Origin of the sequence: Streptococcus suis (genome assembly GCF_002960425.1) — a bacterium.
In the GTDB taxonomy this organism is placed as follows: Bacteria; Bacillota; Bacilli; order Lactobacillales; family Streptococcaceae; genus Streptococcus; species Streptococcus suis_S.
Genome location: NZ_POIZ01000033.1, coordinates 38,688 through 65,253, shown reverse-complemented (window position 1 = coordinate 65,253; position 26,566 = coordinate 38,688). Strand labels below are relative to the sequence as shown.

General features: G+C 46.2%; 29 protein-coding genes. 5 read left to right on the top strand and 24 right to left on the bottom strand.

The window, feature by feature from the left end; genetic code table 11:
• Nucleotides 1-30 precede the first annotated feature (30 nt).
• From rpsI to rlmB, 6 genes are all read right to left on the bottom strand, one after another.
• Nucleotides 31-423, bottom strand: coding sequence for a 30S ribosomal protein S9 (gene rpsI, locus C1G57_RS04205; protein WP_002942223.1), 393 nt, complete (start codon nt 421-423; stop codon nt 31-33).
• A gap of 19 nt (nt 424-442) precedes the next feature.
• Nucleotides 443-889 (bottom strand): 50S ribosomal protein L13, encoded by a 447-nt coding sequence (gene rplM, locus C1G57_RS04200; protein WP_002876943.1) that lies wholly within the window; start codon nt 887-889, stop codon nt 443-445.
• 225 nt (nt 890-1,114) lie between these two features.
• Nucleotides 1,115-2,008, bottom strand: coding sequence for a PEP phosphonomutase (locus C1G57_RS04195; protein ID WP_105113871.1), 894 nt, complete (start codon nt 2,006-2,008; stop codon nt 1,115-1,117).
• Nucleotides 2,009-2,079: 71 nt separating this feature from the next.
• Nucleotides 2,080-2,940, bottom strand: coding sequence for a DegV family protein (locus tag C1G57_RS04190; protein ID WP_105113870.1), 861 nt, complete (start codon nt 2,938-2,940; stop codon nt 2,080-2,082).
• Nucleotides 2,937-3,458 (bottom strand): NYN domain-containing protein, encoded by a 522-nt coding sequence (locus C1G57_RS04185; RefSeq protein ID WP_105113869.1) that lies wholly within the window; start codon nt 3,456-3,458, stop codon nt 2,937-2,939. Before C1G57_RS04185 ends, C1G57_RS04190 begins: the two co-directional genes overlap by 4 nt.
• The gene (gene rlmB, locus C1G57_RS04180) at nt 3,459-4,187 is read right to left on the bottom strand and encodes a 23S rRNA (guanosine(2251)-2'-O)-methyltransferase RlmB (RefSeq protein WP_044680224.1); all 729 of its coding nucleotides are present in this window, start codon (nt 4,185-4,187) and stop codon (nt 3,459-3,461) included.
• Between the two features lie 135 nt (nt 4,188-4,322).
• Between rlmB and C1G57_RS04175 the strand changes: the two genes are divergently transcribed.
• The 3 genes from C1G57_RS04175 to C1G57_RS04165 all read left to right on the top strand — a co-directional run bounded on the left by C1G57_RS04175 (nt 4,323) and on the right by C1G57_RS04165 (nt 6,442).
• Entirely contained in the window at nt 4,323-4,712 is a 390-nt protein-coding gene (locus tag C1G57_RS04175) for a DUF1761 domain-containing protein (protein WP_105113868.1), read from the top strand.
• A 73-nt stretch (nt 4,713-4,785) separates the two neighbouring features.
• Nucleotides 4,786-5,766 carry an aromatic acid exporter family protein gene (locus tag C1G57_RS04170; protein ID WP_105113867.1) on the top strand — a complete coding sequence of 327 codons (981 nt, stop codon included), beginning with the start codon at nt 4,786-4,788 and terminating at the stop codon, nt 5,764-5,766.
• 88 nt (nt 5,767-5,854) lie between these two features.
• Entirely contained in the window at nt 5,855-6,442 is a 588-nt protein-coding gene (locus C1G57_RS04165; protein WP_105113866.1) for a cadmium resistance transporter, read from the top strand.
• A gap of 17 nt (nt 6,443-6,459) precedes the next feature.
• Here the strand turns inward: C1G57_RS04165 and C1G57_RS04160 are convergent, their stop codons facing one another.
• The 16 genes from C1G57_RS04160 to C1G57_RS04075 all read right to left on the bottom strand — a co-directional run bounded on the left by C1G57_RS04160 (nt 6,460) and on the right by C1G57_RS04075 (nt 20,893).
• Entirely contained in the window at nt 6,460-6,678 is a 219-nt protein-coding gene (locus C1G57_RS04160) for a hypothetical protein (protein WP_105113865.1), read from the bottom strand.
• Between the two features lie 129 nt (nt 6,679-6,807).
• Nucleotides 6,808-7,938 (bottom strand): ABC transporter ATP-binding protein, encoded by a 1,131-nt coding sequence (locus tag C1G57_RS04155; protein WP_105113864.1) that lies wholly within the window; start codon nt 7,936-7,938, stop codon nt 6,808-6,810.
• A gap of 109 nt (nt 7,939-8,047) precedes the next feature.
• Nucleotides 8,048-8,902 carry a helix-turn-helix domain-containing protein gene (locus tag C1G57_RS04150; protein ID WP_105113863.1) on the bottom strand — a complete coding sequence of 285 codons (855 nt, stop codon included), beginning with the start codon at nt 8,900-8,902 and terminating at the stop codon, nt 8,048-8,050.
• 1 nt (nt 8,903) lies between these two features.
• Nucleotides 8,904-9,302 carry a Mini-ribonuclease 3 gene (locus C1G57_RS04145; protein WP_105113862.1) on the bottom strand — a complete coding sequence of 133 codons (399 nt, stop codon included), beginning with the start codon at nt 9,300-9,302 and terminating at the stop codon, nt 8,904-8,906.
• Nucleotides 9,295-10,638 (bottom strand): cysteine--tRNA ligase, encoded by a 1,344-nt coding sequence (gene cysS, locus C1G57_RS04140; protein ID WP_105113889.1) that lies wholly within the window; start codon nt 10,636-10,638, stop codon nt 9,295-9,297. The genes C1G57_RS04145 and cysS overlap by 8 nt, the downstream gene beginning before the upstream one ends.
• A gap of 162 nt (nt 10,639-10,800) precedes the next feature.
• Nucleotides 10,801-11,583: a nucleoside phosphorylase gene (locus C1G57_RS04135; RefSeq protein ID WP_105113861.1), complete on the bottom strand. Its 783-nt coding sequence runs from the start codon at nt 11,581-11,583 to the stop codon at nt 10,801-10,803.
• Nucleotides 11,584-11,612: 29 nt separating this feature from the next.
• Nucleotides 11,613-12,230: a serine O-acetyltransferase gene (cysE, locus tag C1G57_RS04130; RefSeq protein WP_105113860.1), complete on the bottom strand. Its 618-nt coding sequence runs from the start codon at nt 12,228-12,230 to the stop codon at nt 11,613-11,615.
• 52 nt (nt 12,231-12,282) lie between these two features.
• Complete coding sequence (pnp, locus tag C1G57_RS04125) at nt 12,283-14,502, bottom strand: polyribonucleotide nucleotidyltransferase (protein WP_105113859.1); 2,220 nt, start codon at nt 14,500-14,502, stop codon at nt 12,283-12,285.
• Nucleotides 14,503-14,837: 335 nt separating this feature from the next.
• Nucleotides 14,838-15,107, bottom strand: a complete 270-nt coding sequence (gene rpsO, locus C1G57_RS04115; protein ID WP_002938849.1) for a 30S ribosomal protein S15 — start codon at nt 15,105-15,107, stop codon at nt 14,838-14,840.
• A 203-nt stretch (nt 15,108-15,310) separates the two neighbouring features.
• Complete coding sequence (locus tag C1G57_RS04110) at nt 15,311-16,588, bottom strand: uracil-xanthine permease family protein (protein WP_105113858.1); 1,278 nt, start codon at nt 16,586-16,588, stop codon at nt 15,311-15,313.
• Nucleotides 16,589-16,809: 221 nt separating this feature from the next.
• Nucleotides 16,810-17,283: a DUF6773 family protein gene (locus C1G57_RS04105; protein ID WP_105113857.1), complete on the bottom strand. Its 474-nt coding sequence runs from the start codon at nt 17,281-17,283 to the stop codon at nt 16,810-16,812.
• Nucleotides 17,264-17,482 carry a helix-turn-helix transcriptional regulator gene (locus C1G57_RS04100; protein WP_105113856.1) on the bottom strand — a complete coding sequence of 73 codons (219 nt, stop codon included), beginning with the start codon at nt 17,480-17,482 and terminating at the stop codon, nt 17,264-17,266. Before C1G57_RS04100 ends, C1G57_RS04105 begins: the two co-directional genes overlap by 20 nt.
• A 145-nt stretch (nt 17,483-17,627) precedes the next feature.
• Entirely contained in the window at nt 17,628-18,137 is a 510-nt protein-coding gene (locus C1G57_RS04095; protein WP_105113888.1) for a hypothetical protein, read from the bottom strand.
• A gap of 5 nt (nt 18,138-18,142) precedes the next feature.
• On the bottom strand, nt 18,143-18,871 hold the full coding sequence (locus tag C1G57_RS04090) for a pseudouridine synthase (protein ID WP_105113855.1): 729 nt from the start codon (nt 18,869-18,871) through the stop codon (nt 18,143-18,145).
• A complete protein-coding gene (locus tag C1G57_RS04085) occupies nt 18,862-19,488 on the bottom strand; it encodes a GNAT family N-acetyltransferase (RefSeq protein WP_238595264.1) in 627 nt (208 codons plus the stop codon). Before C1G57_RS04085 ends, C1G57_RS04090 begins: the two co-directional genes overlap by 10 nt.
• Before the next feature lie 235 nt (nt 19,489-19,723).
• Complete coding sequence (locus C1G57_RS04075) at nt 19,724-20,893, bottom strand: MFS transporter (RefSeq protein ID WP_105113854.1); 1,170 nt, start codon at nt 20,891-20,893, stop codon at nt 19,724-19,726.
• Between the two features lie 129 nt (nt 20,894-21,022).
• Between C1G57_RS04075 and def the strand changes: the two genes are divergently transcribed.
• Together def and C1G57_RS04065 are read left to right on the top strand one after the other, a co-directional pair.
• Nucleotides 21,023-21,637 carry a peptide deformylase gene (def, locus tag C1G57_RS04070; protein ID WP_105113853.1) on the top strand — a complete coding sequence of 205 codons (615 nt, stop codon included), beginning with the start codon at nt 21,023-21,025 and terminating at the stop codon, nt 21,635-21,637.
• Nucleotides 21,638-21,669: 32 nt separating this feature from the next.
• Nucleotides 21,670-22,767 (top strand): hypothetical protein, encoded by a 1,098-nt coding sequence (locus tag C1G57_RS04065; protein ID WP_105113852.1) that lies wholly within the window; start codon nt 21,670-21,672, stop codon nt 22,765-22,767.
• A 540-nt stretch (nt 22,768-23,307) separates the two neighbouring features.
• On the opposite strand, the gene C1G57_RS04055 is transcribed toward C1G57_RS04065, so the two are convergent.
• Together C1G57_RS04055 and C1G57_RS04050 are read right to left on the bottom strand one after the other, a co-directional pair.
• Nucleotides 23,308-25,650: a hypothetical protein gene (locus C1G57_RS04055; RefSeq protein ID WP_105113850.1), complete on the bottom strand. Its 2,343-nt coding sequence runs from the start codon at nt 25,648-25,650 to the stop codon at nt 23,308-23,310.
• Nucleotides 25,647-26,531 carry an ABC transporter ATP-binding protein gene (locus C1G57_RS04050; protein ID WP_105113849.1) on the bottom strand — a complete coding sequence of 295 codons (885 nt, stop codon included), beginning with the start codon at nt 26,529-26,531 and terminating at the stop codon, nt 25,647-25,649. The genes C1G57_RS04055 and C1G57_RS04050 overlap by 4 nt, the downstream gene beginning before the upstream one ends.
• Nucleotides 26,532-26,566 lie beyond the last annotated feature (35 nt).

Genomic DNA, 26,566 nt, shown 5'->3' with positions numbered 1-26,566 from the left:
TGTCCATAAACGTTGATATAATCGTGTTGATTAACGTTTTGAGAATTGTGAAGCTTTACGAGCTTTCTTAAGACCTGGTTTCTTACGTTCAACCATACGAGCGTCACGTGTAAGAAGGCCTGCGCGTTTCAATGAATCGCGGAAGTCTGGGTCTACTTGAAGCAATGCACGCGCGATACCGTGACGGATCGCACCTGATTGACCACCGTAACCACCACCGTTCACGTTAACGAAAACGTCGTATGAACCTTGTGTTGAAGTTACTGCGAATGGTTGGTTGATAACCAAACGAAGGTCAGCGTGTGGGATGTACTCTTCTACATCTTTTTTGTTTACTGTGATTTTACCAGTACCTGGGACCAAACGTACGCGTGCAACCGCGTTTTTACGACGACCAGTACCTGTGTATTGTGCTTGTGCCATTTAGATTACGTCCTTTCCCTTAGATAAGACCTGAAATATCAAGTACTTCTGGTTGTTGTGCAGCGTGAGTGTGCTCAGCACCTACAAACACTTTCAACTTCATGCCTTGAGCACGACCAAGTGTGTTGTGTGGAAGCATACCTTTAACTGATTTTTCAATCAAACGAACTGCGTTTTTAGAACGCAATTCACCAGCTGAGATTGATTTCAATCCGCCTGGGTGGTTTGAGTGAGTGTAGTAGATTTTATCAGTTGCTTTTTTACCAGTCAATTTCACTTTCTCAGCGTTGATAACGATAACGAAGTCACCAGTATCAGTGTGAGGTGTGAAAGTTGGTTTGTTTTTACCGCGAAGAACGCTAGCAACTACTGCTGAAAGGCGTCCAAGAGGTACATCAGTAGCATCTACTACATACCATTTACGTTCAACTTGGCCTGGTTTAGCCATAAATGTTGTTTTGTTCATGATTTCTCCTATACGAATCGTTTTTGTTTACTGGGCGGATGTTCCGGTCCGCGGGTATTTGGAAGGTTCCGGGGCCTTTCAAATGGGGTAAACAATACCGTCTACCATTCTATCAAATATGGACAATCTCGTCAAGCCATTTTACTTTACTTTTTTTATTTTTTCTACAGCCCAAAACAAGAATAGAAAACCTGAACAGGAAGTAGAGAAAATCCCGCCAATTCCTTATCTCCTCACTGATTGGCCTATTTTGAAATAGGTGTGCCGTTTGCCTCTGACCGCCAAGGACAGAGCCAAGATATTTTCAGGGTCTGGCATCCGACCGTAGCCCCCATCTCCGATATGGTGGATGTCCGAGCCCACCCGCTTGTTGCTGAGCCCAAACTCCCGCACCGTCTGGCTGTCCGCACTCTCCTGACTGGTCCCAATGGTCGAAATGACCAGACCACCACGCGCCTTGACCTGACTGACAATCGGTGCCACGATCTCTTCCCGCACACCCGGAACCGTGCCGACCGCAGGAATGAGGACACCGTCTGCCCCCAAGTCCACAAAATCCAACAGGGCTTGGCTGTCCACGACCGACTCTCCCAGCCCTGCACCGTGCATTTTCCCCGCAAAGATGAGGCCCTCAAAGTGTTCTTTGGCAAGGCCAATAGCAGAGCGGATGGCAGCCATGGACACACCCGTAGCGGGATTGCCTGTCAGCATGATAAAGTCAACGCCAAGGGCTTGAGCCTGTCGCAGACTTTCTGGACTGACCTGACGACCCGGTTTGAGAAAGATCTGCTGGTCTTGGACCTCTTGGCTGCTATCCACAGGCTCCAAGTTAATCCCGACCAATCGACCTGTCAACCGCTTGATTTCTGCGATAGGATTGTCGCAGTCGTAAAAACCAACAATCTCCGGATGAAAGACATCCAATTCGTTGAGCACCAAGAGGTCACAACCAAAAGCAGCCATCATCTCCGCATTGGTCACCCCGGCAATCAAGGGAGCCGCTGTGACCACCGTTTCTCCCATGATAATCCGACCTTCACTGGATAAAATGGACTGCTTGAGCTCCTCCTTAGTCGCTCCCAGCAAGTCACTGGCATAACAAGACAACAAGCGTTTCATACGATACCTCCATTTAATCTTAATTAGTATATATTGTAAACGTTTTCTTTTGTTTCTTAAAAGAAAAGAGATTATCTCTCTTCTTTATTGATAGAAATAACGGCTAGTACCCCAGTTCCTGTATGGGTGGCAATAATCGGACCCAACTCAGTCAAAAGAACCTCGCTGACACGGCTATCTTCCAACAAGGTTGCCTTCATCGCTTCAGCCGCCTCAATATCACCTGTATAGGCCACCATAACCGTAGAATGATCCAAATTATCCAAGGTCAGGTTCAACATTTCCTTGATTCCTTTTTTGCGACCACGGATTTTAGCAATCGCTTCTAACTTTCCTTCCGCATTGAGCGCAAGGAGAGGCTTGATATTGACTAGACTGCCAATGAGGGCCGCTGCCTTGGACAAGCGGCCACCACGTACCAGATGGTTGAGGTCATCAACCAAGAGATAGGTCCGCAAGCGTGGCACCAATTCCTCAATCAGTGCCTTGGTTTCTGCCAAGGTCTTACCCGCAGCACGCGCTTGAGCCGCCTGCATGACCAAGTAACCTTCACCGATAGAAGCCGCCTTGGTATCGACAATCTCGATATGGGCTTGTGGATAGTTGTCCAAGACCATATCACGTGCAATGGTTCCACTTTGATAGGTCCCTGAAAGAGCCGATGAAAAGGCTAGGTAGAGTACCTCTTTGCCTTCCTTGGCGGCCGCTTCAAAAACTTCTTCAAACTGACCAACATTGACCTGACTGGTTGTCGGAAGGCCTCCAGTCGCTATTTTCTCCAATAAATCTGAAGAGGTCAAGCGGTTTTCCCCAACGGTTTCATAGGTTACGCCATCTAGGTTAATGGTCAAACCAAGCACGGTCACATCATTTTCTTGGACCCAGCTGGTTGACAAATCCGATGTCGAATCGGTTACGATTGTAAATGTCATTCTTTCATCTCCTCCATCATTGCTTTTAAGGCTTGAAAATTCCCATCTGACCAGGGATTGAGTCGTGGGGTGTAGAGATCTACCTGGTCCACAAACTTGTTCAAGTCCTTTTTGATGACCCTGGTTCTCTCCTCTAACTCACGCGCCGAAATCCGTAAGGCCCCTTGTGAAAAGACCACCCATTGTTCGTTGAGGTCGCTGGTTGCGACGGAAACCTGCTTGCGACGGTCACTATTGAGCTGGGCGCTGAGTCGTTCGATATAACTATCTGCCGTCTCTTCCTCCTCTGTAAAAATGACCGATACCTTGTATTCATCATACTGCTGGCGAAGACCCGGCACATGGTGGGCATCAAAGACACAAATCACCTCAATCTGTTCAAAGGCTGCGTAGTGAGACAAGGTTCGAAGCAAGGTCGTTCTGGCCGCATCCAAGTCTCCCTTTTTAAAATCTTGCTTGGTGGCCTGCCAAAAGGCGATCATGTTGTAGCCATCTACAATGAGAACTTTTTCTTTCATTTAGATTTTCTTCCGAAATACTTCGTACATCAGCACAGCTGCTGCTACGCTGGCGTTGAGAGATTGGACATGGCCCTTCATAGGAATGGTAATCATCTCATCCACCTGCTTTTTGATATTGCTGGAAATGCCCTTGCCTTCGTTGCCAATAATAAGAGCTAGTTTGCCAGCCGTATTCCACTTGTGACTTGGGGTTCCGTTCATATCGGTACCAAATACCCAGAAACCAGCCTCCTTGAGCTTATCGAGGGTTTGGCTAAGATTGGTCACTCGGGCGATGGGGACATGGGCCACTGCACCTGTGGAGGTCTTAGCCACAACAGGCGTCACGCCAACTGCTCGGTGCTTGGGAATGATGATGCCCGCCACTTGAGTGGCATCTGCGGTCCGCAAAATCGAGCCCAAGTTGTGGGGGTCTGTCAGACCGTCCAAGATGAGAATGAGGGGATTATCTTCCTGCTCTGCTTTTTCCAAAATCACCGACAGGTCCGCATAGGCGAACTCGGAGACCCGCAGGACAAAGCCTTGGTGAACGGCACCTTCTGTCATGTCAGACAGGGTCTTCTTCGGCGTCCAGGAAATCGACACCTTCTTCTCTGCCGCCAGTGCCTTGATTTTTTCTACATTTTTTCCGCGCAAATCATCCTGAATGTAGAGTTTGTTGCCGGTGTTGGCCTCCAAACTCTCCACTACAGCATGTACGCCATATACGATATCATTTTGTTCCATAAGAGTATTATAGCATAGGTTGACTGAAAATAGGCACTCACTATATCACAGCTGAAAAACTTGACCTCCTTACCAAACCATGGTATTCTGTCATCTATCATTTATCCGTACAAACAGAACTAAAAAGGAGAACATATGACACTTATTTTTGGAATTGTGGCAGGGCTGATCGCCTTTGCGATTGGTGGTTTATGGTATGGTTTGATTTTCCGTGATGCTTGGATTGAAGCCTCTGGCATTGACATGGCCAAGGTAGAAGCTGACCGTCAGGCTGGGAAAAATGGCCAGAAGGAAATGGTGATTTCCTTGGCGATTGAAGTTTTGACTGCTGTTGTGGCGATTTTCTTCATCAAGACCCTTGATGTTTCACCACTCCACGCAGCTGGCGGCATGGGCGTGATTGCGGTACTTGCTTCATTGAAAAACTATGTCTTTGAGCAACGCCCTCTTAACCTCATCCTCATCAACGAAAGCTACAAACTGGTCTGCTACTTGGTAGTAGGAATCATTGCCTTGTTTGTATAAATCAACAGTCAGGGGAGTGACTGTTGATTCTTTATGGTACAATAAAAGGAAGACTAAGACCAAAGGAGCCCCCATGTCCCTCTCCCTCCGAACGATAAAACTGATATTTGCTACCGTCCTAGCCATTTACCTAGCGACCGCCCTGGGCTTGTCCTATGCGACGGCAGCTGGCATCATCGCCATTCTCAGCGTCCTCGACACCCGCAAGTCCAGCTTCAAAATGGCCCGCAACCGCCTCTTTTCCACCCTCCTGGCCCTGACCATAGCCGTCCTGACCTTCACCCTCTTTGGCTTCGGCATCTGGACCCTAGGCATCTACCTGGCCCTCTATGTCCCTCTGGCCTACCAATTCAACTGGGAGGCTGGCATCGCCCCCTCGACCGTCCTCGTCACCCACCTCTTGCTAGAGCAGGATATTTCGCTGATTTTTTTGGGAAATGAGCTGGCGCTTTTTCTGATTGGGGCAGGACTGGCCCTCTTGTTTAACCTCTATATGCCCTCGCAAGAAAAGAAAATCGAGGCCTACCACGACCAAGTCGAAGACCTACTCAAGCAGATTCTCCTTCGCTTTGAAGCCTTTCTGCTCAACGGCGACGGACGAAACGAGGCAGCATTGATTACGCAGCTGGATAAGACCTTGGACGAGGCCCTGAAGGTCGTTTACCTAGACCGCCACAACCAGCTCTTCCAGCAAACCAACTACCAGGTCCATTACTTTGAAATGCGGGCCGCACAAAATAAAATCCTGCGGACCATGGCAGGAAATATCAACAAGTGTTTACTGGAAGGCAGAGAAAATGTCATCCTGTCCAGCCTTTTCGAGCGAGCAGCCCAACAACTGAGCCGAGAAAACTCCGCTAAGGAACTCCTCCTAGACATCGAACTCTTCCATGCAACCTTCCGCGAGCGACCTCTGCCGCAAACCCGAGAAGAATTTGAAACCCGTGCTACCCTCTTTCAGCTCCTACACGATATGGAAGCCTTTATTCGCCTCAAGGTTGACTTTTATGAGGTTTATAAAGATGAAGATGAGGGTCGTGAAAAAGGAAATTAAAATGAATCGCAATTTTTACTTCTATCTTTCAAAATTGATGTGCCTCTGTAAATAAACATCTATGACTACTATATTATACGGAGGGACCATGACTATTATTACTTATGCACTGATTCTTGGTATTTCAACAAGTATCGATTATTTCCTAATTTTATTCCTTTTATTTTCACAGGCAAAAAAACCAGGTGAAAAGCGCACAATCTATTTTGGACAACTACTTGCTAGCTTTATACTCATTCTCTTAAGTTCGATCCTTAGCCAAGTTGCCAATGTTTTTCTAGCTGACTGGATCCTTGGTCTGCTCGGCTTCGTCCCTATTCTACTAGGGGTTAGAATCCTTTTTGAAAACGAAGAAGAGACAGAAATTCCTGATAGCAAAATCGGACTACTATCTGTAATTTTTATTTCATTAGCATCGGGAGTAGATAATTTAGGAATATTTACCCCTTATTTTACAACTCTAAGTACCTTAGAAACACTCTTAACTGCTGGCCTGATCTTGCTAGAGACAGTCGCCATTTGCTACCTAGCAGAAAAATTTGGAAGTCTCCATAGCATTTCTGAATTCATAGAAAAATATGAAAAAATGATTCTTCCAACCATTTTTATCATATTAGGAATCTACATTTTATTCGAATTCGGAACAATGACCTACCTACTACAATTACTAACATAAGAAAAGGAACCGTCAGTTTAAACCGACGGTTCTTCTATTTTTCCATGAAATTCATCTGATACTTGGTTGTGCAAATGCAAGAAAGACAGACCCATCATGGCTGCATTCCCCGCTACTGCAATGATGAATTCCTCCTTGGTGGATACCGTCCCCAGCCAAACAGCCAAGATTAAAGTGAGATTGTAAATCAAAATGGAGAAAGCAGTCCAGCGAATTTTTCTAAGTAACGTCTTCATGGGAAACCTCCTGTAAGTATCTTTCCTATATTTATTATATAGAATTTAATAAAAAAAACAAGTATTTATGCGTTCCTAACCAAAAACCGCCAGATTTTCATCTGACGGTCAGGTGTTTTATGAACAAATTTATACGATTGCCTTGCTTGTTGCATCATCGAAGAAGTGAGCCTTGTTGAGGTTGAAGGTCAAGCGCACCTTGTCTCCTGGGTTGTGGTAGTCACGTGCATCCACACGAGATACAAATTCAGTGTTTCCAACCTTAGAATAAAGCATGGTTTCTGCACCAAGAAGCTCTGAAACGACTACTTCTGCTTCTACGATAGAAGAAGGGTAAGTATCCAACTCCAACTGAGAAGCCTTGATGTCTTCTGGACGAATACCAAGTGTGAAGCTCTTACCATTGTAGCCTTTTTCTTCCAAGTGCTTGCGACGACCATCTGGAAGATCTACCTTGAAACCATCTCCAACAAGAACACCATCTTGAAGTGTCACTGTGAAGAAGTTCATAGCAGGGCTACCGATGAAGCTAGCCACAAACTTGTTGACTGGACGGTTGTATAGCTCTTCTGGGCTACCGATTTGCTCGATACGACCGATTGTACCTGTACCTGCTGGGTTTTTAGTCGCAGACATGATAACGATACGGTCAGCCAAGGTCATGGCTTCTGTTTGGTCGTGGGTTACGTAGATGGTTGTTGCACCGATACGGCGGTGGATTTTGGCAATCTCTGTACGCATGGACACACGCAATTTGGCATCCAAGTTTGACAAAGGCTCATCCATCAAGAATACTTTTGCATCACGAACGATGGCACGACCCATGGCAACACGCTGGCGTTGTCCACCAGAAAGGTCAGCAGGTTTGCGTTCCAAGAATTCTGTCAAACCAAGGATCTGTGCAGCTTCTTCCACACGTTTTTTGATTTCGTCCTTGCTGTACTTACGCAATTTCAAACCAAAAGCCATGTTGTCAAATACAGTCATGTGTGGGTAGAGGGCATAGTTCTGGAATACCATGGCAATGTCACGGTCTTTAGGTGCCACATCGTTCATGAGAACGCCATCGATGTATGCTTCCCCTTCTGTAATATCTTCCAAACCAGCAATCATACGAAGAGTTGTGGACTTACCACATCCTGAAGGACCTACGAATACGATAAACTCTTTGTCCTTGATGTCCAAGTTGAAGTCTTCAACTGAGTAATGCTCGCTGTTAGGATATTTTTTGTAGATATTTTTTAAATTCAATTGAACCATGTTCAATCCTCGCTTTCTTTGATGATTTTATTATAAATGAAAACGCTTTATTTTTCTCTGTCAATGTGAACAAAAATAAAAAAATCTTTTGTACATCTTGCACAAAAGATTAGTAAATTCTATCTAATAATACTTGATAACAGAAACTCAAGTCTGTCAATTCCTTCAATTGAAGACCTGTCATATCCTGCCATTTATCCAATCGGTATTGGAGGGTATTCCGGTGAACATAGAGGGACTGAGCGGTCTTAGTGACCACGGCCCCCTCTGCCCATAAGGCTAGAATGATATCCTGCATATCTTGCTGGTCAATCAGATCTAGCATACTGGCTTTTATCAGACCAAGCTCCAAGCCTGCTCTGCCTTGTCCCCAAAGAAAAAGTTGACTAAAAGAGAGGACGGTTGATTGGTGGTAGTGGGCTCGCCATTGAGCGAAAAGGACCGACTCTGCTTGGTAGAGTTGAGGCCAGCGGTCTGCGAGTTGACGGGGCCAGACCTGGCCGACCAAGAGGGTCAGGCGCAAGCCGAAGTCGAACTCCAAGGCCGACAGGGTGTCTGCAAGAAGAGTTTGATAGTCTGTCCAAGTCCCTTGCTCCAAGATGAAGAGGTAGTCCTGAGCCGTCAGCTGCACCTGAGTCACCTGGCTGGGCAGAAGATCAGTCATCATGATCCGCCAAGCATCCAACTGGGCCTCTTTCTGTGACCAAAGGTGGACATGAATAAACTGAATGACTTCGATCGCCTGGGGCAGTGAGCCCTGACCTTGTAGGTAGGACTGCCAGGGGCTAGACGGTTTCTGCTCTTGAGGATGTGACAACAAGGACAAGAGATAGCGTTCCCGCTCTGTCAAATCCGCATCCGCCAGATTCAGATAGCGACCGTCGCCCAGAGCCAGAGTGTTTTCGCCCGCTTCCCGCGACAACCTAGCCTGCGGAAACCAACCTGCAAGTTCCTTCTCGTTCATCTTATCCCCTTTCTATTTTGTCAATACACCATCCCACCAGTTCCTCCAAGCGTTCGATCTGCTCAGTCATGTGCAGGTAACCCAAAATCGCCTCAAAACCTGTGGACATCCGATAGGTCACCACGTCTGCATTCTTGGCCTTGGTGTGACTGTTGGTGTTGCGGCCCCGTTTGTAGATTTCTTCCTCTTTTTCGGTCAATAGCTGAGCTTCTAAGAGGGCAGAAATCAGGCTTGCTTGAGCCTTGGCAGAGACGTATTTATTAGCCTCGCCGTGCAGTTTGTTGGGCTTGGTCAGCCCCTTGAAAATCAAGTGCCGTCTGATATACATGGAATAGACAGCATCCCCTTCAAAAGCCAGGGCAATACCATTGATGAGATTGACATCTACTGCCTTAGTCACGTGTCCACCTCACACCATCTTTGGTATCCAAGAGCTTGATGCCCTGGGCTGCCAATTCATCACGAATGCGGTCAGCCGTCGCAAAGTCCCGATTGGCACGCGCTGCTTGACGTTCTGCTATCAAGGCTTCAATCTCGCTATCCAAGACTTCTTCTTCAAAGACGATGCCAAAGACGGCGAGCATTCTGCCAAAAGCTTCCTTAACTGTTTCATCGTAGTTGCCAGAGTTGATCCATTTGGCAAAGTCAAAGATAGCCGTAATTCCATTTGCCGCATTGAAATCATCATCCATGGCTGCTTCAAAGGCTGCCAAATGCAATTCAAGACCTGACTTATCCACAAAGTTTTGCACAGGTTGTGTATAAGTGTTTTTTAGATATTTGAGATTGATTTCCGCATCTGAAATAGCCTTCTCAGTGTAGTTGAGTGGACGGCGGTAGTGCTGGGTAGATAGGAAGAATCGCAAGACCTGACCGTCAATTTGTTCCAACATATCATGGGCTGTCAGGAAATTGCCCAAGGACTTGGACATCTTCTCATCGTTGATATTGAGCATGGCATTGTGCATCCAGTAGTTAGCAAAGGCCTGACCTGTCTTGCACTCAGACTGGGCGATCTCATTGGTATGGTGAGGGAATTCCAAGTCCGCACCACCACCGTGAATATCAATGGTATCTCCCAAAATCTCTGTCGCCATAACCGAACACTCGATATGCCAACCTGGACGACCTGCTCCCCAAGGACTTTCCCAAGACACTTCGCCTGGCTTAGCAGTTTTCCACAGGGCAAAGTCGAAAGGATGTTCTTTGAGTTGACCTTCTCCCTCAACACGACCAGAAGCCCCAGCTTCTAGGTCAGACAGGGTTTTGTTGGCCAAACGAGCATAGTTTTCTGCCTTTTCCACACGGAAATAAACATCGCCTGCCGCTTCATAGGCGTAACCCTTGTCAATCAAGACCTGCACAAAATCAATGATTTCATCCATATAGTCGATAACACGAGGATTTTGGGTAGCTGGTTTGACACCTAACTTTGCCACATCTTCCTTGAAAGCTGCGATAAACTTATCAGACAGTTCCTTGGTTGTCATGCCAGCTTCATTAGCAGCTTTGATAATCTTGTCATCCACATCCGTAAAGTTAGAAATGTAGGTCACATCAAAGCCACGGTATTCAAAATAGCGGCGGATGGTATCAAAAGCCACGACACTACGGGCATTGCCGATATGGATATAGTTGTAAACCGTCGGACCGCAAACATACATCTTGATCTTCCCCTCTTCCAAGGGAACAAAGTCACGCAAACTGCGAGTCATGGTATCGTAAATTTTAATCATGCTTTCTCCTACTTTTTCTTCCGCTGGATCCAAAGAAAGACCAGTCGGATCACCCAAAAGATTGCCAAGGCAGCCCAGATATGACCGAGTCCTTAAGAACCCTGGCTATAATTTAAAACAGCCAACACAATGGCCAAAATCAGATTGACTGGATAGAGCCAGTCATTTCCCTTGAATGTTTTCATTTGTTACTCCTTTTGCAATCGCCATGGCCACTTCAAAGAAGGTCATGCTGTCGGCAGTTCGTTCTTCCCGACGGGCATCCCATTCATTCTTGTGGTGGTCCACATAGTCTGCCGTGTAGAAAAATTGATAGACCTTGGCTTGACGAAAGTTTGCCCAGGCCATGATAGCAGAAGCTTCCATATCGACCACCATGGCACCAGCGGCTAGGCGACGCTTGACCTTGGTAGCCGTTTCCCGATAGAAAGCGTCCGTTGTCCAGGTCTTGGCCCGCACGTGCTCGATTCCCACTTGGTCCAAGGCTTTTTCCATGGTCAATAGCAAAGCAGGGTCATAGCTGATTTCCTCGCTGGCAGGAGCGTAGTGATAGCTAGTTCCCTCATCCCGAAGAGCAGAGCTAGGAAAGATAATCTTATCCGCAGCAAGCGACTTATCCAGCACACCGCAGGAACCAAGAACTATAAAATTCTCAAAACCACATGCTTTCAACTCTTCTAGATGACCAACCGCCATTGGAGCACCGATTACTGCCAACATGACTGCAACCTGCAGTCCATCTCTTTCCAAAATATACCAAGGATGACGACCATTTAAGGTCTGTAAATGACCACCTTCTCTGCTCTCAGGTAGCTGACGGACACGATCTACAATTTCCCCATTGAAGGAGAAAATCATGGTGTCACATACCTCTCCGCCACCACGGATAGCCTTGTCCGTTGGTTCAATGACTGCAGAGGTGTTTTCAAATTCTTCTAGTAGCATTTTCCCTCCGAATCTTGTCCCTTACAACTCTACAAATGCGACGAATGATGGCTGGCTTCTCTCAGCTCTGCCAGTTTGGTGGTGTAGTGTTCACGACCACCTTCCATGTCATGAATGACCTTCTCATCTTTTTGACCATGCACACGGACAATTTTAGCTGGCATGCCGACTACTGTCACATCTGCTGGAACATCGGTTAGGACAACGGCAGCTGCACCCACTTTAGCATTTTCTCCAATCTCAATAGGGCCAATGACTTGGGCGTGGGCAGAGACAAGAGCCCCTTTTCGCACGGTCGGATGGCGTTTGCCACAATCCTTACCCGTACCACCAAGCGTTACGCCGTGGTAAAGCATGACACCTGATTCGATAATGGCGGTTTCTCCAATGACCAAACCGGCTCCATGGTCAATGAAGACTCCCGAAGCAATCTCGGCGCCTGGATGAATTTCAATATTAGTCCAAAAACGCCAAAATTGGCTGTGCATCCTAGCCAGCAATTTAAAGCCTTTCTTCCACATCCAGTGGGACAGGCGGTGGGCAGCCAAGGCCTTGACACCTGGGTAGGTCAAAAGAACTTCCAAGGTGGTCCGTGCTGCCGGATCTTTTTCTTTTACAATCTCAATGGTGTCCTTCCACCAACCCATAGTCACTCCTTCTAGCGAAAGACAAGCCCGCTACCGAACTTGTCTACTCAGCTTATTTCTTTTCAACCTTGTGGAATTTAAATTCGCCAAAGTTGTTGTCTTTTTTCTCTTTGTTGTCTTTATGACGGCGTGGTCTGTCAGAACGCTCGCGTTTTTCTGGTTCCACATAACCTTCTGGTTTTGGAAGAAGAGCCTTCATAGAAGCGTCAATACGTCCTTTATCATCAATCTTGATAACTTTGACATCAACAATATCGCCGATTTCAACTAGGTCTTCTGGTTTATTGACACGGGTCCAAGCCATTTCAGAAACGTGGACCAGGGCATCTGTCTTATCGAAGAGGTTAACAAAAGCACCGAATTTCTCCAAACGAACCACTTTTGCTTGGAAGACCTCGTCCACTTTTGCTTCACGAACAAGTCCTGCAATGATTTCTTTGGTCCGTTCAATCGCATCGCGATCTGGTGAGAAGATAGCCACAAGACCGTCTTCGTCGATATCGATTTTCACGCCAGTTTCTGCAATAATCTTATCAATGGTTTCGCCACCCTTACCGATAACAATCTTGATTTTATCTACATCAATCTTGATAGTGTCAATCTTCGGTGCGGTTGGTGCCAAGTCAGGACGAACTTCTGGGATAGTCGCTTCAATCACATCAAGAATTTCAAAACGAGCTTTCTTAGCCTGTGCCAAGGCTTCTTCCAAGATTTGCGGCGTGATACCATCAATCTTGATGTCCATTTGAAGAGCTGTGATCCCGTCACGGGTACCAGCTACCTTGAAGTCCATGTCGCCGAAGTGGTCCTCAAGACCTTGAATATCGGTCAAGACAGTGTAGTTGGTACCGTCTGAAATCAGACCCATGGCAATCCCTGCAACTGGTGCCTTGATTGGCACACCACCGGCCATGAGGGCAAGGGTACCAGCTGTGATAGAAGCCTGTGATGAAGAACCGTTTGACTCCAAGACTTCTGCCACCAAGCGGATTGCGTAAGGGAAGTCTTCCAAGCTCGGCAAGACTTGCTCAAGAGCACGCTCACCAAGTGCACCGTGACCAATCTCACGACGACCTGGTGCACCGTAACGACCAGTTGATCCCACTGAGTATTGTGGGAAGTTGTAATGGTGCAAGAAGCGTTTCTTGTACTCGTCGTCCAATCCGTCGATGATTTGGGTTTCACCCATTGGAGCCAAGGTCAAGACAGAAAGAGCTTGCGTTTGACCACGGGTAAAGAGACCTGAACCATGAACGTTTGGCAAGAAGTCCACTTCTGCATCCAGCGGACGAATCTCATCCACACGGCGACCGTCTGGGCGAACCTTGTCTTCTGTAATCAAACGACGAACTTCTGCGTGTTCCATGAGTTCCAAGATTTCATGGACATCACGCATGATGCGGTCGAATTCTTCGTGTTCAGCATATTTTTCTTCGTAGGCTGCGATGACAGTCTCGCGCACGGCATTGGTCGCATCTTCACGAGCCAATTTTTCTTCAACCTGCACCGCTTTTTTCAAATCGTCATTGTAAGCTGCAACAATCTCAGCCTGCAAGTCTGAGTCCACTTGAAGAAGCTCCACATCTGCCTTTTCCTTGCCGACTGCTGCTACGATTTGATTTTGGAAGTCAAGGAGTTCTTGAATAGCCGCATGACCTTTGAGGAGTGCCTCCAACATGATGTCTTCTGACAATTCTTTGGCACCAGACTCTACCATGTTGATAGCGTCCTTGTTACCAGCCACTGTCAAGTCAAGGAGAGACTCTTCCATTTGAGCTTTGTCAGGGTTGATGATGAGTTCACCATTGACATAGCCGACCTGGACACCTGCGATTGGACCGTTGAAAGGAATGTCTGAGATTGCTAATGCCAATGAAGAACCAAACATGGCTGCCATAGGAGCAGAGGCATCTGGGTCATAAGAAAGCACTGTGTTGATGACTTGAACTTCGTTACGGAAGCCTTCCGCAAACATTGGACGGATTGGACGGTCAATCAAACGAGCAGTCAAGGTCGCATCGGTCGACGGACGGCCTTCACGCTTAATCCAGCCACCTGGAAATTTCCCTGCGGCATACATTTTTTCTTCATAGTTGACTTGGAGGGGGAAGAAATCACCCGTTGCCATTTTCTTGGACATAACTGCCGCTGTAAGAACTGTTGAGTCGCCATAGCGAACAACAACCGCACCGTTGGCTTGTTTGGCAACCTGGCCAGTTTCAACGACCAATTTCTTGCCAGCAAAAACCGTTTCAAATACTTGTTTTGACATGAATTGTCTCCTATTTTTTCTAAAATTTTTCTTGCGTGTTTTCTACAAAAGACAATCAAACAAACTTGTTTCACTCTCTTTTGCACAAAACCACGCATACTATTTATTCTATCATATTTGACGGAAAATGTGGTGAAATGAGGAAGGAATTTGAGGGAAAATCTAACCTACCATATAAAAAACTGAACGAAACGAATACTCTTCACTCAAACAAAGAACACCCAGCTTTTCAGAGCACTACACTTCCATAATGGAACATAAGAAAAACTGCCACTATCCGAAGACATGGCAGTTTCCTATTTTTCAGTCGTTTTTGACGACTTTTGTATCCTATCTTAACGACGGAGTCCGAGTGAGTGAATCAATTCACGGTAACGGTTTACGTCTGTGCGGCGTAGGTATGCTAACAAGTTACGACGGCGACCGATTTTTTTCATCAAACCACGGTAAGTTGCGTGGTCTTTTTTGTGTTGTTTGATGTGGTCGTTAAGGTGGTTGATTTCCCAAGTAAGTACTGCTACTTGAACTTCAACTGAACCTGTGTCGCCTTCATGACGAGCATATTGTGCCATGATTTCATTTTTTTTCTCTTTTGAGATTGCCATGATATGTTCTCCTTTGTTTTTGAGCCTGATCCGAGTGACAGGTTGGCGACCTGCAACCAAGAAAAAGCTAGATTTGTCCTTTTGGACCTCATTTATTCTATCAAGGAATGGCTCTTTTGTCAACTGATTTGATAAATAGCTGAGCTGCTCTGCCATTTTTCCAAAAAAAGCCAGCTGGAGCTGACTTTCAACTATTTTCAAATTTACTCAGCCTTTTCTGCCTTTGGCAAGATGAGGTTGAGGACGATACCGACAATGGCTGAGAGGGCTGTTCCTGACAGGGTGATGGCACCGATATTAAGCACTGCACCACCGAGACCCAATACCAGCATTGAACTCGCGATAATCAGGTTGCGGACTTGACCGAAATCAACACGGCTTTCAATCAAAACTTTCAAACCGTTTGAGGCGATAACACCGTAGAGCAAGATCGACATACCACCAAGTACAGCACTTGGAATGGTGGAGATAAGGGCTGTGAATTTACCCAAGAATGAGAAGGCAATGGCAATCAAGGCTGCGTTGCGGATAACGGATACTGACGCGATGCGAGTCATACCTATAACCCCTGTATTTTCACCGTAGGTCGTATTGGCTGGTCCACCGATAAATGCAGATACAGCAGTCGCTACACCATCACCAATCAAGGTACGGCTGAGACCTGGGTCTTTCAAGAACTGACGACCACAGATTTGGCTAAGAACCGTGTGATCACCGATGTGTTCTGCGATGGTCACGACTGCGATTGGTAGGATGGCAATCATTTCTGGACCGAAGTAGAAATTGTAGGATTTGAAGGTTCCTGTTTCAAATGGCAGGTAGAAACCTGGCAATTCAAACCAAGCAGCTTCCAGCACAGGTTTGAAATCAACTAGACCAAGGAAGAGGGCAATCACGTAACCACCGATGATGGCAATCAAGAAAGGAACAATCTTGGCGAAGCCTTTCCCTTTGGTATTGACAAAAGCCGCAATCAAGAAGGTTGCAATCGCCGCTACAACATTTCTCCAGTCGCCGTCTGCGACGAAGCCTGCTGAAGTCACGGCAGAATTGGCAAGACCCAGACCAATCACGACAATCATAGGGCCAATAACGATTGGGGGTAGGAGGCTGTCGATCCACTTGGTTCCAATAGCTTTGACCAGAGCAGCAATCAGCACATAAATCAAACCGACGAAGAAAATACCAGTCTGAGCTGCCGACACATCACCACCCATTTCCTTGATAGCAAGCGCCATAGCGGAAATGTAGGCAAAAGATGAACCCAAGTAAACTGGAACTTTAAACTGGGTGGCCACTTGGTAAATCAAGGTCCCGACACCTGATGCAAAGAGGGCAACCGATACGGGCATACCGAGAATCAGCGGCACCAAAATCGTCGCACCGAACATAGCGAACACGTGCTGGAAACTCAACAAAATCCCTTGAAGCGGGGCTGGTTTCTCATGGACATCAAACAAAAGATTGGCTTTTGTACTCATAAATTTCCCATTCTGGGTACACAAAAAGACCCAGACTTTCTAAATATACATAGTCATAGGCCCTTAATTGATTTTCCTGTTGTCTTTCTCACCTCACGGGATGAGTTTAAAAACCTACGCTTTTGGTATTGTAACACAAGCCCTTCATCTTAGCAAGGAATTTTCGAGATTTTTTCGGCATTGTTCGGGAAATAGCAGAGCGGGGATAAGAACTCCATTGCTTATTCGAGTTCATCTGCCAGCTCTTTTTCCACCTGCTTCTGACGGTACTTATTCGCCCAAGATAGTATGTTCAGCAATAGCAAACAAAGACAGGTAACAGAGACGAGGAATATCAAAATCACCGCCCAAAAATGCCAATCCCAGACACCAGAATAATGCTGTCCATAGGTCTGGTAGTTGGTCCAAGCCATTACAATCGTTGTCCCTGCAATCACCCCTCCTAAGTAAAGATAACCCTGCCAAGTAGTTCCTCTTTCCATATCAAGCCCTTTCTTCCAATAGCCATAAAAGAGATAGACTGAAACAACCAACATGGCAATCAGTTCAAAAACATAGGTATCAAACGGCCATTTTAAGACCAGACTTTTGATGAGAAATGAGAAGGGCAAAAGAATATTCATGGTCTTTCCCACCCAGGCAAAGACTTGGTTTTCTTCTTGTTGAACACGTTCATCAGTCACAATTTTTTTCATCAGTTGGTTCCTCCCAAAATAATTGATCTAAACTTTTTCCTAGGCAGTGGCAAATCGATAGACAAAGACTTAGACTAGGATTGTATTTCCCTGCCTCAATCAGACCGATGGTCTGGCGGGTCACTCCAATAGCCTCTGCCAAGTCCCCTTGGGTCATATCTTTTTCCACACGCGCTAACTTTAACCGAAGATTTTTCATGCCATAGCCATCCTCCTGTCCATTTTTACAACTTTATTATACACTATATTTTTCTTTTTGCAATATATATATTACATTTTGTTTAGTTTTTTAACAAAAAAAGAAGACAAAACTGCCTTCTTAAAATATCTATGCACCTCTCCGCTTATTCCACACTCTTTATCCGTTTCTTTATCTTCTGACCAAACTCCATCATTCTCCGCTTTTCTTCTGGCCAGATTTTGGTCACGCGATCCACCGCAATGATAAAGATGACAATGACTGCATAATCTTTGGCACTATCAATTACACCTAGGTTTTCCAAAATCGTCAAGAGTAGGTAAAAGCTAAACAAGATGGTTCGTTTGGGCAGAGCCATCAGGAATTCAATGCCAGCCTTATAGCCCAAATAAATCTGCCGATTAAGCCCCTTGGTACGTTCTAACCGACGATTGAGAAAGGCACGAATGCGACTATAAAACCAGTCAGAAGTAAAAAATAGAGACTGGATGGCTATGGCAATTAAGGATAAATTATTGGCATGCTTCTCCGTCATACCAGACACCCTCGCAATGATGTAGGTCCAATCCCCATTATCAACCCACATCCAAATCGAAAGATAGACAACTGCACCTGCCACTACAATCAAGGGCAGGGCACGAAAAATTTTTTCAATATTTCTCATAACTCCACACCAAAAACTTCTAATTGCTTCAATTCAGCAGCAGTCAACCTGCGGTATTCTCCAAGCGCTAACTTGGGATCTAAGCGAAGAGGCCCCATGGTCAATCGTTGCAAGTCTGTCACCGTCTTTCCGCAGGCCTGCACCATGCGTTTGACCTGGTGAAATTTCCCTTCTCGGATGGTGATGTCAACGAGCGAAGTCTGCTTAGCTTCATCTGTAGAAAGGATGGTCAACAGGGCTGGCTGACAGGTAAAGTCTTTCAGATCCATTCCTGCCGCAAATCGTTGGACATCCTCTTGGGTCATAATCCCGTCAACCTGTGCACGGTAGAGTTTATCAACATGTTTTTTCGGAGAAAGCATGGCATGAGCCAGCTGACCGTTGTTGGTCAAGAGGAGCAAGCCATGGGTATCGATGTCCAAGCGCCCAACAGGAAAAACTTCCTTCTGGCGAGCTGTATCGTCCAGCAGGTCCAAGACAGTCCGATGACGGTCATCCTCGGTTGCTGAAATAACTCCCTTGGGTTTGTTCAATACATAATAAACAAAGGTCTCATGGCTCAAGATCTGGCCTGCTACTGCAATCTGGTCCGTCTTTTCGTCAATCTGTTGCTTGGGGGACGTCTCTACTTGGCCATTAACTGTGACTTGCTTGTTTTTCAGGACTTTCTTGACTTCTGTTCGACTGCCAACACCACAATCCACTAAAAATTTATCTAATCGCATACGAGTTTCTTTTCCATTTTGATATATTCTGCTTGCTGTTCTCTTTCTGTAAATCCAAGAGCATGAAAGAGGGTTTGAGCTGCTTGATGAAAGGCGGCAACTGTCAGTTTGATACTAGCTGGCTGAACATTCTCTACTACATAGTCTTCAATAGTCTGGTAGAAAGCTCTGCCATTTCCCTGACCTGTCAAAGACGGTTTCATGCCCAAACGAATGTCAACGGTCTCACCATCTTGGTCAATACAGAAATAGCCCATGAGGGCGGCATTACGGATGACTGCAAAAAAGCGGTCCCCACGCGCATCAGGCGAAATCATCTCAGCATAAATCTTGGGGTTTGCACTAATCGTATAGGCATCCAAAGGTGGTTGATAGCGCCATTGGTTAGCAATTTCCAATGCCAGATCCTGGGGCAGGGGCATGATGTAAAAATAATCCATTCTTCGGAAATTTTTTGCCAAATTTTTAATCCGACGGTTTTGGGTGGCGTAATGATCTGTCTGATAGACATAATCCACATAGCCCAACTGATAAGAGGGAATCATATCCTTAAAAATCAACTGAACATCCTCGGGAAAACGGAGTATTAATTCATTTAAGCGGTTGTTTTCTAACATAGGAATATTATACCAAAAGAGGCTGGGCTCAAGCCCAGCGACTACTACTCAGAGTTCGTGTCAACATCTCAGCGCAGTGGTTGATTGGGTTTAACAGTCCTGTGGACTGTTAAAGGTTGGAGATAAGATTTGCGAAGCAAATCTCAGCAATTCGTGTATTACACTCCAAATCTGACCTAATCAACTGTGCGGGGGTGAGAAGACGAACTCTTTTTTAGACCAGTCGAGTTCTTTCTCACTCCCACTTCTTCAGTTGATTATAAATCAAGCCAGCGCTTATCAAGGCACAGCCGATGGCGTAAATGCCAAAGGCTCCTGTTGGAGTTGGATTGAGTTTTTCCAGATAAGTCGGCAAGATGGCAGATGTGGCACCACCGATATTGCAACCCATAAGGACGATTGTCATGACTGCATTGAGCAAGGCCTTGGGTGCCCGGTCTGTTACCTGACTAAAGACAATGGTTAGAATGATGCTGTAGAAAAACCCTGACACCATGCCACCAAGTCCCAGCACCCAGAGATTATCCGCAAAGGCAATGCCGACAACCGCGAGTCCAAAGACCACGTAGGAAACAGCTAAAAGCCAGCCCTTCAAACGACCAACCAGGCTACTAAAAACCGTCCCTGCCACAATCCCCATGACCTGCATAAGACTGAGAATCAGACTGGCTTGCTGAGCAGTACCAATGCCCTTTGCCAAAACAATCTGAGGAATACGAATGGTCAGGAAGGTATTGACATTGATAACAAAGAAGGCTAAAAATGCCAGATAAATGCCCATCATCCACATGGTCTTATCCAGTTTGACCTTGGGCGCATTCTCCTCAACCTTTACCTCCATACGAGCCAACAATTCCTCCTTGGGAACAAAGAGAAGGAAGAGGGCCAAGATGACCAAGGCAAAAAGGTAGACCAAAAAAGCAGGTTGCCAACCAAACTGGGTCAACCAACCGACAAGGAGGGTAAGCCCTGCGCTTCCTACTACCTCTGCTGAACCACGCAAGCCCATCATCTGCACCCGCTCTTGACCGGTGAAAAAATTACCGATAATGTTAATAGCACGCGCATTGATCAAGCCAATCCCCAAACCAAGCAAGATACGAGCCAATAAAATCAGAGGATAAGCAGTTAGAAACATGGGCAAGGCTCCGCCGATGGCCATAAGCAAAAGCCCTGCAATGATAATGTTTCGTTCAGACAAGAAACGGACAACTAGACCATTTGCCAATAGAGTAACCATAATAGCAAAGGAGGTCACCGTAATCAAATTTTCCACCTGGGCCGCTGCAATTCCCTGCTGGGCAAAATGCTCAATCATCTGCGGAATAGCTGGTGAAACTGCAAATGTCGAAACCAGCATGGTGGATAGGGCCAGCAAACTGGCTTTTTCTAAAATTCTTTTCATTTTTCTCCCTTTCAACGTTCGTCTTTTACTAGTATAGCAGATTTGAGACAGAATAGATAGGTGACTGAGACTTTTATTCTCCTAGATTTCATGCTATACTTAATCTATCGATACCCAAAGGAGAGAATTATGTCTGTTATTGAACGATTGACAAAAGCTGCCCATTTGATTGACATGGATGACATCATCCGTGAAGGGCACCCAACCCTACGCCAAGTCGCTGAAGAAGTTGTATTTCCCCTATCTGACCAGGAAATTATTTTAGGCGAAAAAATGATGCAATTCCTCAAACATTCGCAGGATCCAGTCATGGCGGAGAAGATGAAACTTCGTGGCGGAGTTGGTCTAGCTGCTCCTCAGATTGATGTGTCCAAACGCATCATTGCTGTCTTAGTCCCAAATCCAGAGGACGAAGAAGGCAACCCACCTGCTCAAGCCTACTCCCTCCAAGAAGTCATGTACAACCCTAAAATCGTGGCACATTCTGTCCAAGAGGCAGCTATGGAAGGGGGCGAAGGCTGCCTATCTGTTGATCGAGAAGTCCAAGGCTACGTAGTCCGCCACGCGCGCGTGACTGTTGATTACATGGACAAAAATGGAGAAACACACCGTATCAAACTCAAGGGATTTAATGCCATCGTGGTCCAACACGAAATCGACCACCTCAACGGTGTCATGTTCTACGACCGCATTGACCCAGAACACCCATTTGCCATTAAAGAAGGCATGCTGGTGATTGAGTAAATATAAAAAATTTAAAATAGAAAGAAAAAGAGATGAAGAAAAATACGCTATTAACTAAGCTCACCAAGACTACAATCATCGCTACACTAGCCCTGACAAGCATTCCTGTCGGCTTGCCTTTGACAAACACGACCACTGTCTATGCGAATACAAGCGCTGCAACTGTCCATGTTCCAAAAGACGTATATGTTTTTTCTGGAACAGCTCTCACAAAGCCTATTGCCATCACAGGTGTCAATGGATTTAAATCTGCTCATTTTATTCAAGCTGGAAATAGCAATGTCCAAAATCTAGGTCAACTCACTATTTCTTCTAATAAAATCCAAGGTTCTGTTTCTGGTCTTGGCTCCTATCGTCGTCGCTTAGCCATCAATGGTACGGTGGTAAAAACTGCCAATGGCTTGCGAGCAACTAGCTTCAAAACTAGTCCAGTGATGACCTTCCACGTCCTTGATGCCAAAGTAGTCGGTACCGTTGAAAAAACAACTGGTCAAGCAGTTACTGCAAAAGAAATCTTAAATCAGGTTCAAGTGATTGAAAAAAGCGGTCTAAACCTCTCTTCTATCGTGACCAAAGAAGTCATCAGTCCCCTACCAACCAGCGGTTCTGGCAACCAAGTTCAAGTACGTTTGACTACTGCATCTGGTCAGGTAAAAAACCTCTCTGTAACTGTCAACTTCTCGAAAGCAGCTACCCAACAGCCTGTTACACAACCGCCTGTGAACCAGCCTCCTGTCAATCAAGCACCTGTTATGTTAAATGGCTTTGCGATTGCATATCCTGCTGGAACCACTACTGCAGGAACAACACTTCCTAAGTCCTATTCTTCTTTCTTCACTGTTCGTAACATCAATCGTATCACCGAGCATGAAAGACAAATGATTGAAAACGTCCTAAACTATAACATGTCATCATCCGGCCGCCCTGTAAAAATCGTATTAGGCAGCAATGGCATTTACAAGGCCTACAAGCAAGACGGGACAATTATCGAGGAACAAAATATCCGCCTCTTTATCAAGCAAGACACGGATGGCGACCAGGTTCCAGACTACATGGAAATCGAGAGAGGCACAAACCCTCACGATGCTAAATCTTATCCAAAATGGGAAATGTTAGCCATTATCAACTAAGAACTTCTTCTGCTAAGCAGCACGAACCCATAACACAAAGATACCGACCAGGTCCCAGAAGGAAAGGTCGGTATTTTTCATATGTTTCTAATACTCAATGGAAATCAAAAGTAGCCTAGGAAACGAAGCCGAAGATAGAACTCCGCTCCTCTCCTGTTTCAAGGGAGCAGGCTGAGGCTGAGCAAAAAGTCCAGCCTCTCTTCTCAGAGTTCGTGTCAACATCTCAGCGCAGTGGTTGATTGGCAGATTTGTTCGTGTTTCACACTCCAAATCTGACCTTACGACTGTTGCGAACAGAGTTCGCTTCATTTCCAACCTCAAAAGGTTCACTGAACCTTTTGAGCTGTGCGGGCGTGGGAGTAAAATAGTCCAGTGGACTATTTTAGCCCGAACCTACTGTTTGGAAGTGAGGGGAACTCTTTTCAGACTGGTCGAGTTCTTTCCCACTCCCACTCATCTAGGCAAGTTGACAACGGATATGTTTGATTTTCGAAGAGTATAACTCTATATTTACATGCCCCTGCTCACTCAGCTTCCCTTTTATAAACATAGCAAAGCGAACTGCCTAAAGATTTCCTGCCCATCCAAAATCAGGTCTTGAAAGAGGAGGTAGTCCAGCAGAGCCAGTGAGCCAGCTAGCAGGATGAAAATCACTAAGCGGTTTGAAAACCGAACCTGCAAAAGATGATTGAGACTGACTAGAACAATTTCCAATACCAGCAAGCCAAGCACCACCCACAAGAGATAAGGAGCATTTGGAAGGAACCAAGCCCAGAGTTCTTGTCCCCTCAGGAGTTCCAGGAAAATCCCCCTCTCCGAATGCGAAAGCAAGACAAGGCCATCTTCCAGATAACCGATTCCTCCGACCAGACTATTGACCATGAAAAGACTGGCTAGAAAGAACACTGTAAATCCTAGTGCCTGGCCCAGTCCCAGCAACCACTTGGTGACTAGAACCTTGCGCAAATCCACAGGCTGGGTCTGATAGAGACGCCAGTTTTTCCCTGCAACCTCCACCGCCTTACCCCGACTGCCAATCCAAACCGCCAGCAAGAGCACCAACAAATAGGCCGGACCATCAAAGAGAGAGCGCAGACTGCCAATACCTGACAGATCTCTGGAGCGGTCCCAAGAAGGATCGTCTACTGGAACCAAGGCATCATTGGTATCAAAACGATTTTCCAAACTGGTCAAAACGACATCCTTGCCCCGCTTTGTTGCTGGCACCCCAGCCTCCATCAGTTGCTGCCAGTAATACTGACTGACCTGATTGCGGGTTTGGTAACGGCGAAGATTATCTACCGTCTGGCTGGCCCCAATATCACCATTGGCAAAAGCCTTTTCCTCTCTAGCCCATAGATAGACCTGCTCTGCCTCCAGCATAGCAAGGTGACTAGCCGGCAGAGCCTTGGGATTGTCCTGATATACCTGCCATTGCTTGACATAAAGGTCCTTGTAGACACGGTATTCTTGCAAGAGACCAACCCTCAGCTCCAACTCCTCCTGATAGCTCGCGTCCTCTTTGACCAACTGCCTCAGACGGTTGATTTCCGACTGCAAACTCTCCACATAGACCCCATCCTGCTCATAGGACTGGGCAACCAACTCCATCGAAACCCTCTCCTCCTGGGCAACCTCTTGCTTTTCTAGTCCCGTCAGTAGGGAAAATAGCAGAGCTAGGAGCAAGTTTACTAAGACGAGCCCCTTCCAAGAATTGATACGACTAAGGATGAGAACATCAAAAGACCAAACCTTGTCCAAATGCCCTGTGTCTAACTCCTTCTGATGCCCCACGGTCAGGACCAGCCTTTTCTTTTCTGTCAGCACATAATAAGCAAGGAAAAGTCCAATGGTCAGCAGGAGCAAGACATCCACCGCTACAAAGACCTGTGAAAATGTACCTGTGTCTAAAAAAACAGGAAAGGCAAGCAAGGGCAGAATTTGATCTGACCAACCAGCTACTGCACCTGCCTGATAGGAAAGAACCAGAGCCAACAGTAAGCCCGTCACCACAAAAATCAACCGACTGGCTAACAAGTGATCCAAAAATCCAAAAAGTAAGCGAACAGCTAGGAGTAAGATTAGCCAAAAACCAAGCAAGATAAGCCCGTAAAGCCCAGAACCTATCAACTGACTCTGACCCAACATCTCAAGAGGAGCTTGAAAACTAGATACAGCCAACTGACCTGTCAGCCCATCATAGACCAGGATAAAGAGAAAACCTATCCCCACAGCAAGCAAAAGCGAAAGCAAGGAAGCAGCCAAACGCCTGACCCCCTGCAAACTCAGACTATCCCATTGCCGCAACTGCCAAACTTGATGCGCAAGTGTCTTTTCTGCCAGCTGATTGGCAAGCAGAAAACCAAGCACTAAAAATACAGGAAGAAAACCAAACAAACTTTCTAAGTAGGCTTGAACAATACGCCCTGTTGACCAAGCCTTGTTTTCAGGACCATCAGGCAATTGGTAGGCAAGCAACCAGTCATTCCATCTGGCCAAACGCTCGACTTCACTAAGCGTCAAGGATTGCCGCGTTTGAAAAAGCTGCCGATTGCGACTGATAAAATAGTCCAAATCCTGATACATAAGTTTGCGGTAGTTGGGGATAGCTTCAAACTTCCCCTCATCCAAGGCCTGACTGATACTTTCAATATCGGATTTCAAGCCCACCATCCGCGGCGCCTCTTCTGTCCCCTCCTCAATTTTTATATCTGCCAAGACACTAGCCAATTCACTCAGTTCTTCTTTATAGGTTTCCACATAGGCCGCTTGATGGGCTTGCCTTTGTGAGATGGGAAGGTAGGCCAGACCTAAAAAACCTAGCACGAGCAGGCAATAGAGAGGCGACCATAGAATTTTCTTGATTTCAAAGTTCAGCCTCATGTCTCCTCACCACCTTCCTCCACATAGAGATCACGATAGAGGGATTCCATATAGTCACTGGCTTTTGTAAGGCCAGCCACCTGCTGGATTGGAATACGATCCAAACAATCCAATAAATCTCGCTCGGGTAAGAAGATTTCCACCAGACCCTGCTCTGCCTTTTTCCACAAGAGTTGAGGATAATCCCGTAAAAATTCCTGGACCTGCTTGGAGTTTTTCACAGCAAGATGGTAATCATAATCCGCCGTCAACTCCACTTCTGTAGCAATCAACTTGCTAGCCTTGAGAAAATAAACCTGATTGGTCAGCTTCTCAATCTCTGACAGATGGTGGGAAGAAAGTAAAATAGCAACACCTTCTGCCTGTAGATTTAGAAGAAATTCCCGCTGTTGAATGATATTGGTCGGGTCCAAGCCGATGTGGGGTTCATCCAGCAACAAGAGCTTGGGCTTGGGAAGGACAGCCATGGCAAAGAGCAGCTTCTGCTTCATACCCATGGAATAACCAGCCACTCGCTTTTTGACATAGTAGCCCATCCCCAATTCTTCCACTAACGCATCCACTTCCTTTTTCCCCAGCTTGTGAGTGGCAGCCACATAGGTCAGATGGTCATAACCCGTCAACTGTGGATAAAGAGCTTGAGCATCCAACATGACAGACATATCCTGAAAAATCGCTCGGTCACTATTGGGCCGACCATTGATGGTTACCGACCCACGGTCAGCGGTTTCTGTATTGCTGATGATATTCAGGAGGGTGGATTTTCCCACACCATTGGGACCAACTAGGGCCACCAAGTCCCCCGCTTGCAGCTCAAAGGACACATAGGACAAGACCTGGTGGGCACCGTATCGCTTGCAGATATCGACTACTTTCAGCATAGAAACTCCTTTCTTGGGGAAATGGCAGAGCGAAA

Coding starts and splice junctions, on each gene's coding strand:
- rpsI (WP_002942223.1), bottom strand. CDS start 423: ATGGCACAAGCACAATACACAGGTACTGGTCGTCGTAAAAACGCGGTT.
- rplM (WP_002876943.1), bottom strand. CDS start 889: ATGAACAAAACAACATTTATGGCTAAACCAGGCCAAGTTGAACGTAAA.
- C1G57_RS04195 (WP_105113871.1), bottom strand. CDS start 2,008: ATGAAACGCTTGTTGTCTTGTTATGCCAGTGACTTGCTGGGAGCGACT.
- C1G57_RS04190 (WP_105113870.1), bottom strand. CDS start 2,940: ATGACATTTACAATCGTAACCGATTCGACATCGGATTTGTCAACCAGC.
- C1G57_RS04185 (WP_105113869.1), bottom strand. CDS start 3,458: ATGAAAGAAAAAGTTCTCATTGTAGATGGCTACAACATGATCGCCTTT.
- rlmB (WP_044680224.1), bottom strand. CDS start 4,187: ATGGAACAAAATGATATCGTATATGGCGTACATGCTGTAGTGGAGAGT.
- C1G57_RS04175 (WP_105113868.1), top strand. CDS start 4,323: ATGACACTTATTTTTGGAATTGTGGCAGGGCTGATCGCCTTTGCGATT.
- C1G57_RS04170 (WP_105113867.1), top strand. CDS start 4,786: ATGTCCCTCTCCCTCCGAACGATAAAACTGATATTTGCTACCGTCCTA.
- C1G57_RS04165 (WP_105113866.1), top strand. CDS start 5,855: ATGACTATTATTACTTATGCACTGATTCTTGGTATTTCAACAAGTATC.
- C1G57_RS04160 (WP_105113865.1), bottom strand. CDS start 6,678: ATGAAGACGTTACTTAGAAAAATTCGCTGGACTGCTTTCTCCATTTTG.
- C1G57_RS04155 (WP_105113864.1), bottom strand. CDS start 7,938: ATGGTTCAATTGAATTTAAAAAATATCTACAAAAAATATCCTAACAGC.
- C1G57_RS04150 (WP_105113863.1), bottom strand. CDS start 8,902: ATGAACGAGAAGGAACTTGCAGGTTGGTTTCCGCAGGCTAGGTTGTCG.
- cysS (WP_105113889.1), bottom strand. CDS start 10,638: ATGATTAAAATTTACGATACCATGACTCGCAGTTTGCGTGACTTTGTT.
- C1G57_RS04135 (WP_105113861.1), bottom strand. CDS start 11,583: ATGCTACTAGAAGAATTTGAAAACACCTCTGCAGTCATTGAACCAACG.
- cysE (WP_105113860.1), bottom strand. CDS start 12,230: ATGGGTTGGTGGAAGGACACCATTGAGATTGTAAAAGAAAAAGATCCG.
- pnp (WP_105113859.1), bottom strand. CDS start 14,502: ATGTCAAAACAAGTATTTGAAACGGTTTTTGCTGGCAAGAAATTGGTC.
- rpsO (WP_002938849.1), bottom strand. CDS start 15,107: ATGGCAATCTCAAAAGAGAAAAAAAATGAAATCATGGCACAATATGCT.
- C1G57_RS04110 (WP_105113858.1), bottom strand. CDS start 16,588: ATGAGTACAAAAGCCAATCTTTTGTTTGATGTCCATGAGAAACCAGCC.
- C1G57_RS04105 (WP_105113857.1), bottom strand. CDS start 17,283: ATGAAAAAAATTGTGACTGATGAACGTGTTCAACAAGAAGAAAACCAA.
- C1G57_RS04100 (WP_105113856.1), bottom strand. CDS start 17,482: ATGAAAAATCTTCGGTTAAAGTTAGCGCGTGTGGAAAAAGATATGACC.
- C1G57_RS04090 (WP_105113855.1), bottom strand. CDS start 18,871: ATGCGATTAGATAAATTTTTAGTGGATTGTGGTGTTGGCAGTCGAACA.
- C1G57_RS04085 (WP_238595264.1), bottom strand. CDS start 19,488: ATGTTAGAAAACAACCGCTTAAATGAATTAATACTCCGTTTTCCCGAG.
- C1G57_RS04075 (WP_105113854.1), bottom strand. CDS start 20,893: ATGAAAAGAATTTTAGAAAAAGCCAGTTTGCTGGCCCTATCCACCATG.
- def (WP_105113853.1), top strand. CDS start 21,023: ATGTCTGTTATTGAACGATTGACAAAAGCTGCCCATTTGATTGACATG.
- C1G57_RS04065 (WP_105113852.1), top strand. CDS start 21,670: ATGAAGAAAAATACGCTATTAACTAAGCTCACCAAGACTACAATCATC.
- C1G57_RS04055 (WP_105113850.1), bottom strand. CDS start 25,650: ATGAGGCTGAACTTTGAAATCAAGAAAATTCTATGGTCGCCTCTCTAT.
- C1G57_RS04050 (WP_105113849.1), bottom strand. CDS start 26,531: ATGCTGAAAGTAGTCGATATCTGCAAGCGATACGGTGCCCACCAGGTC.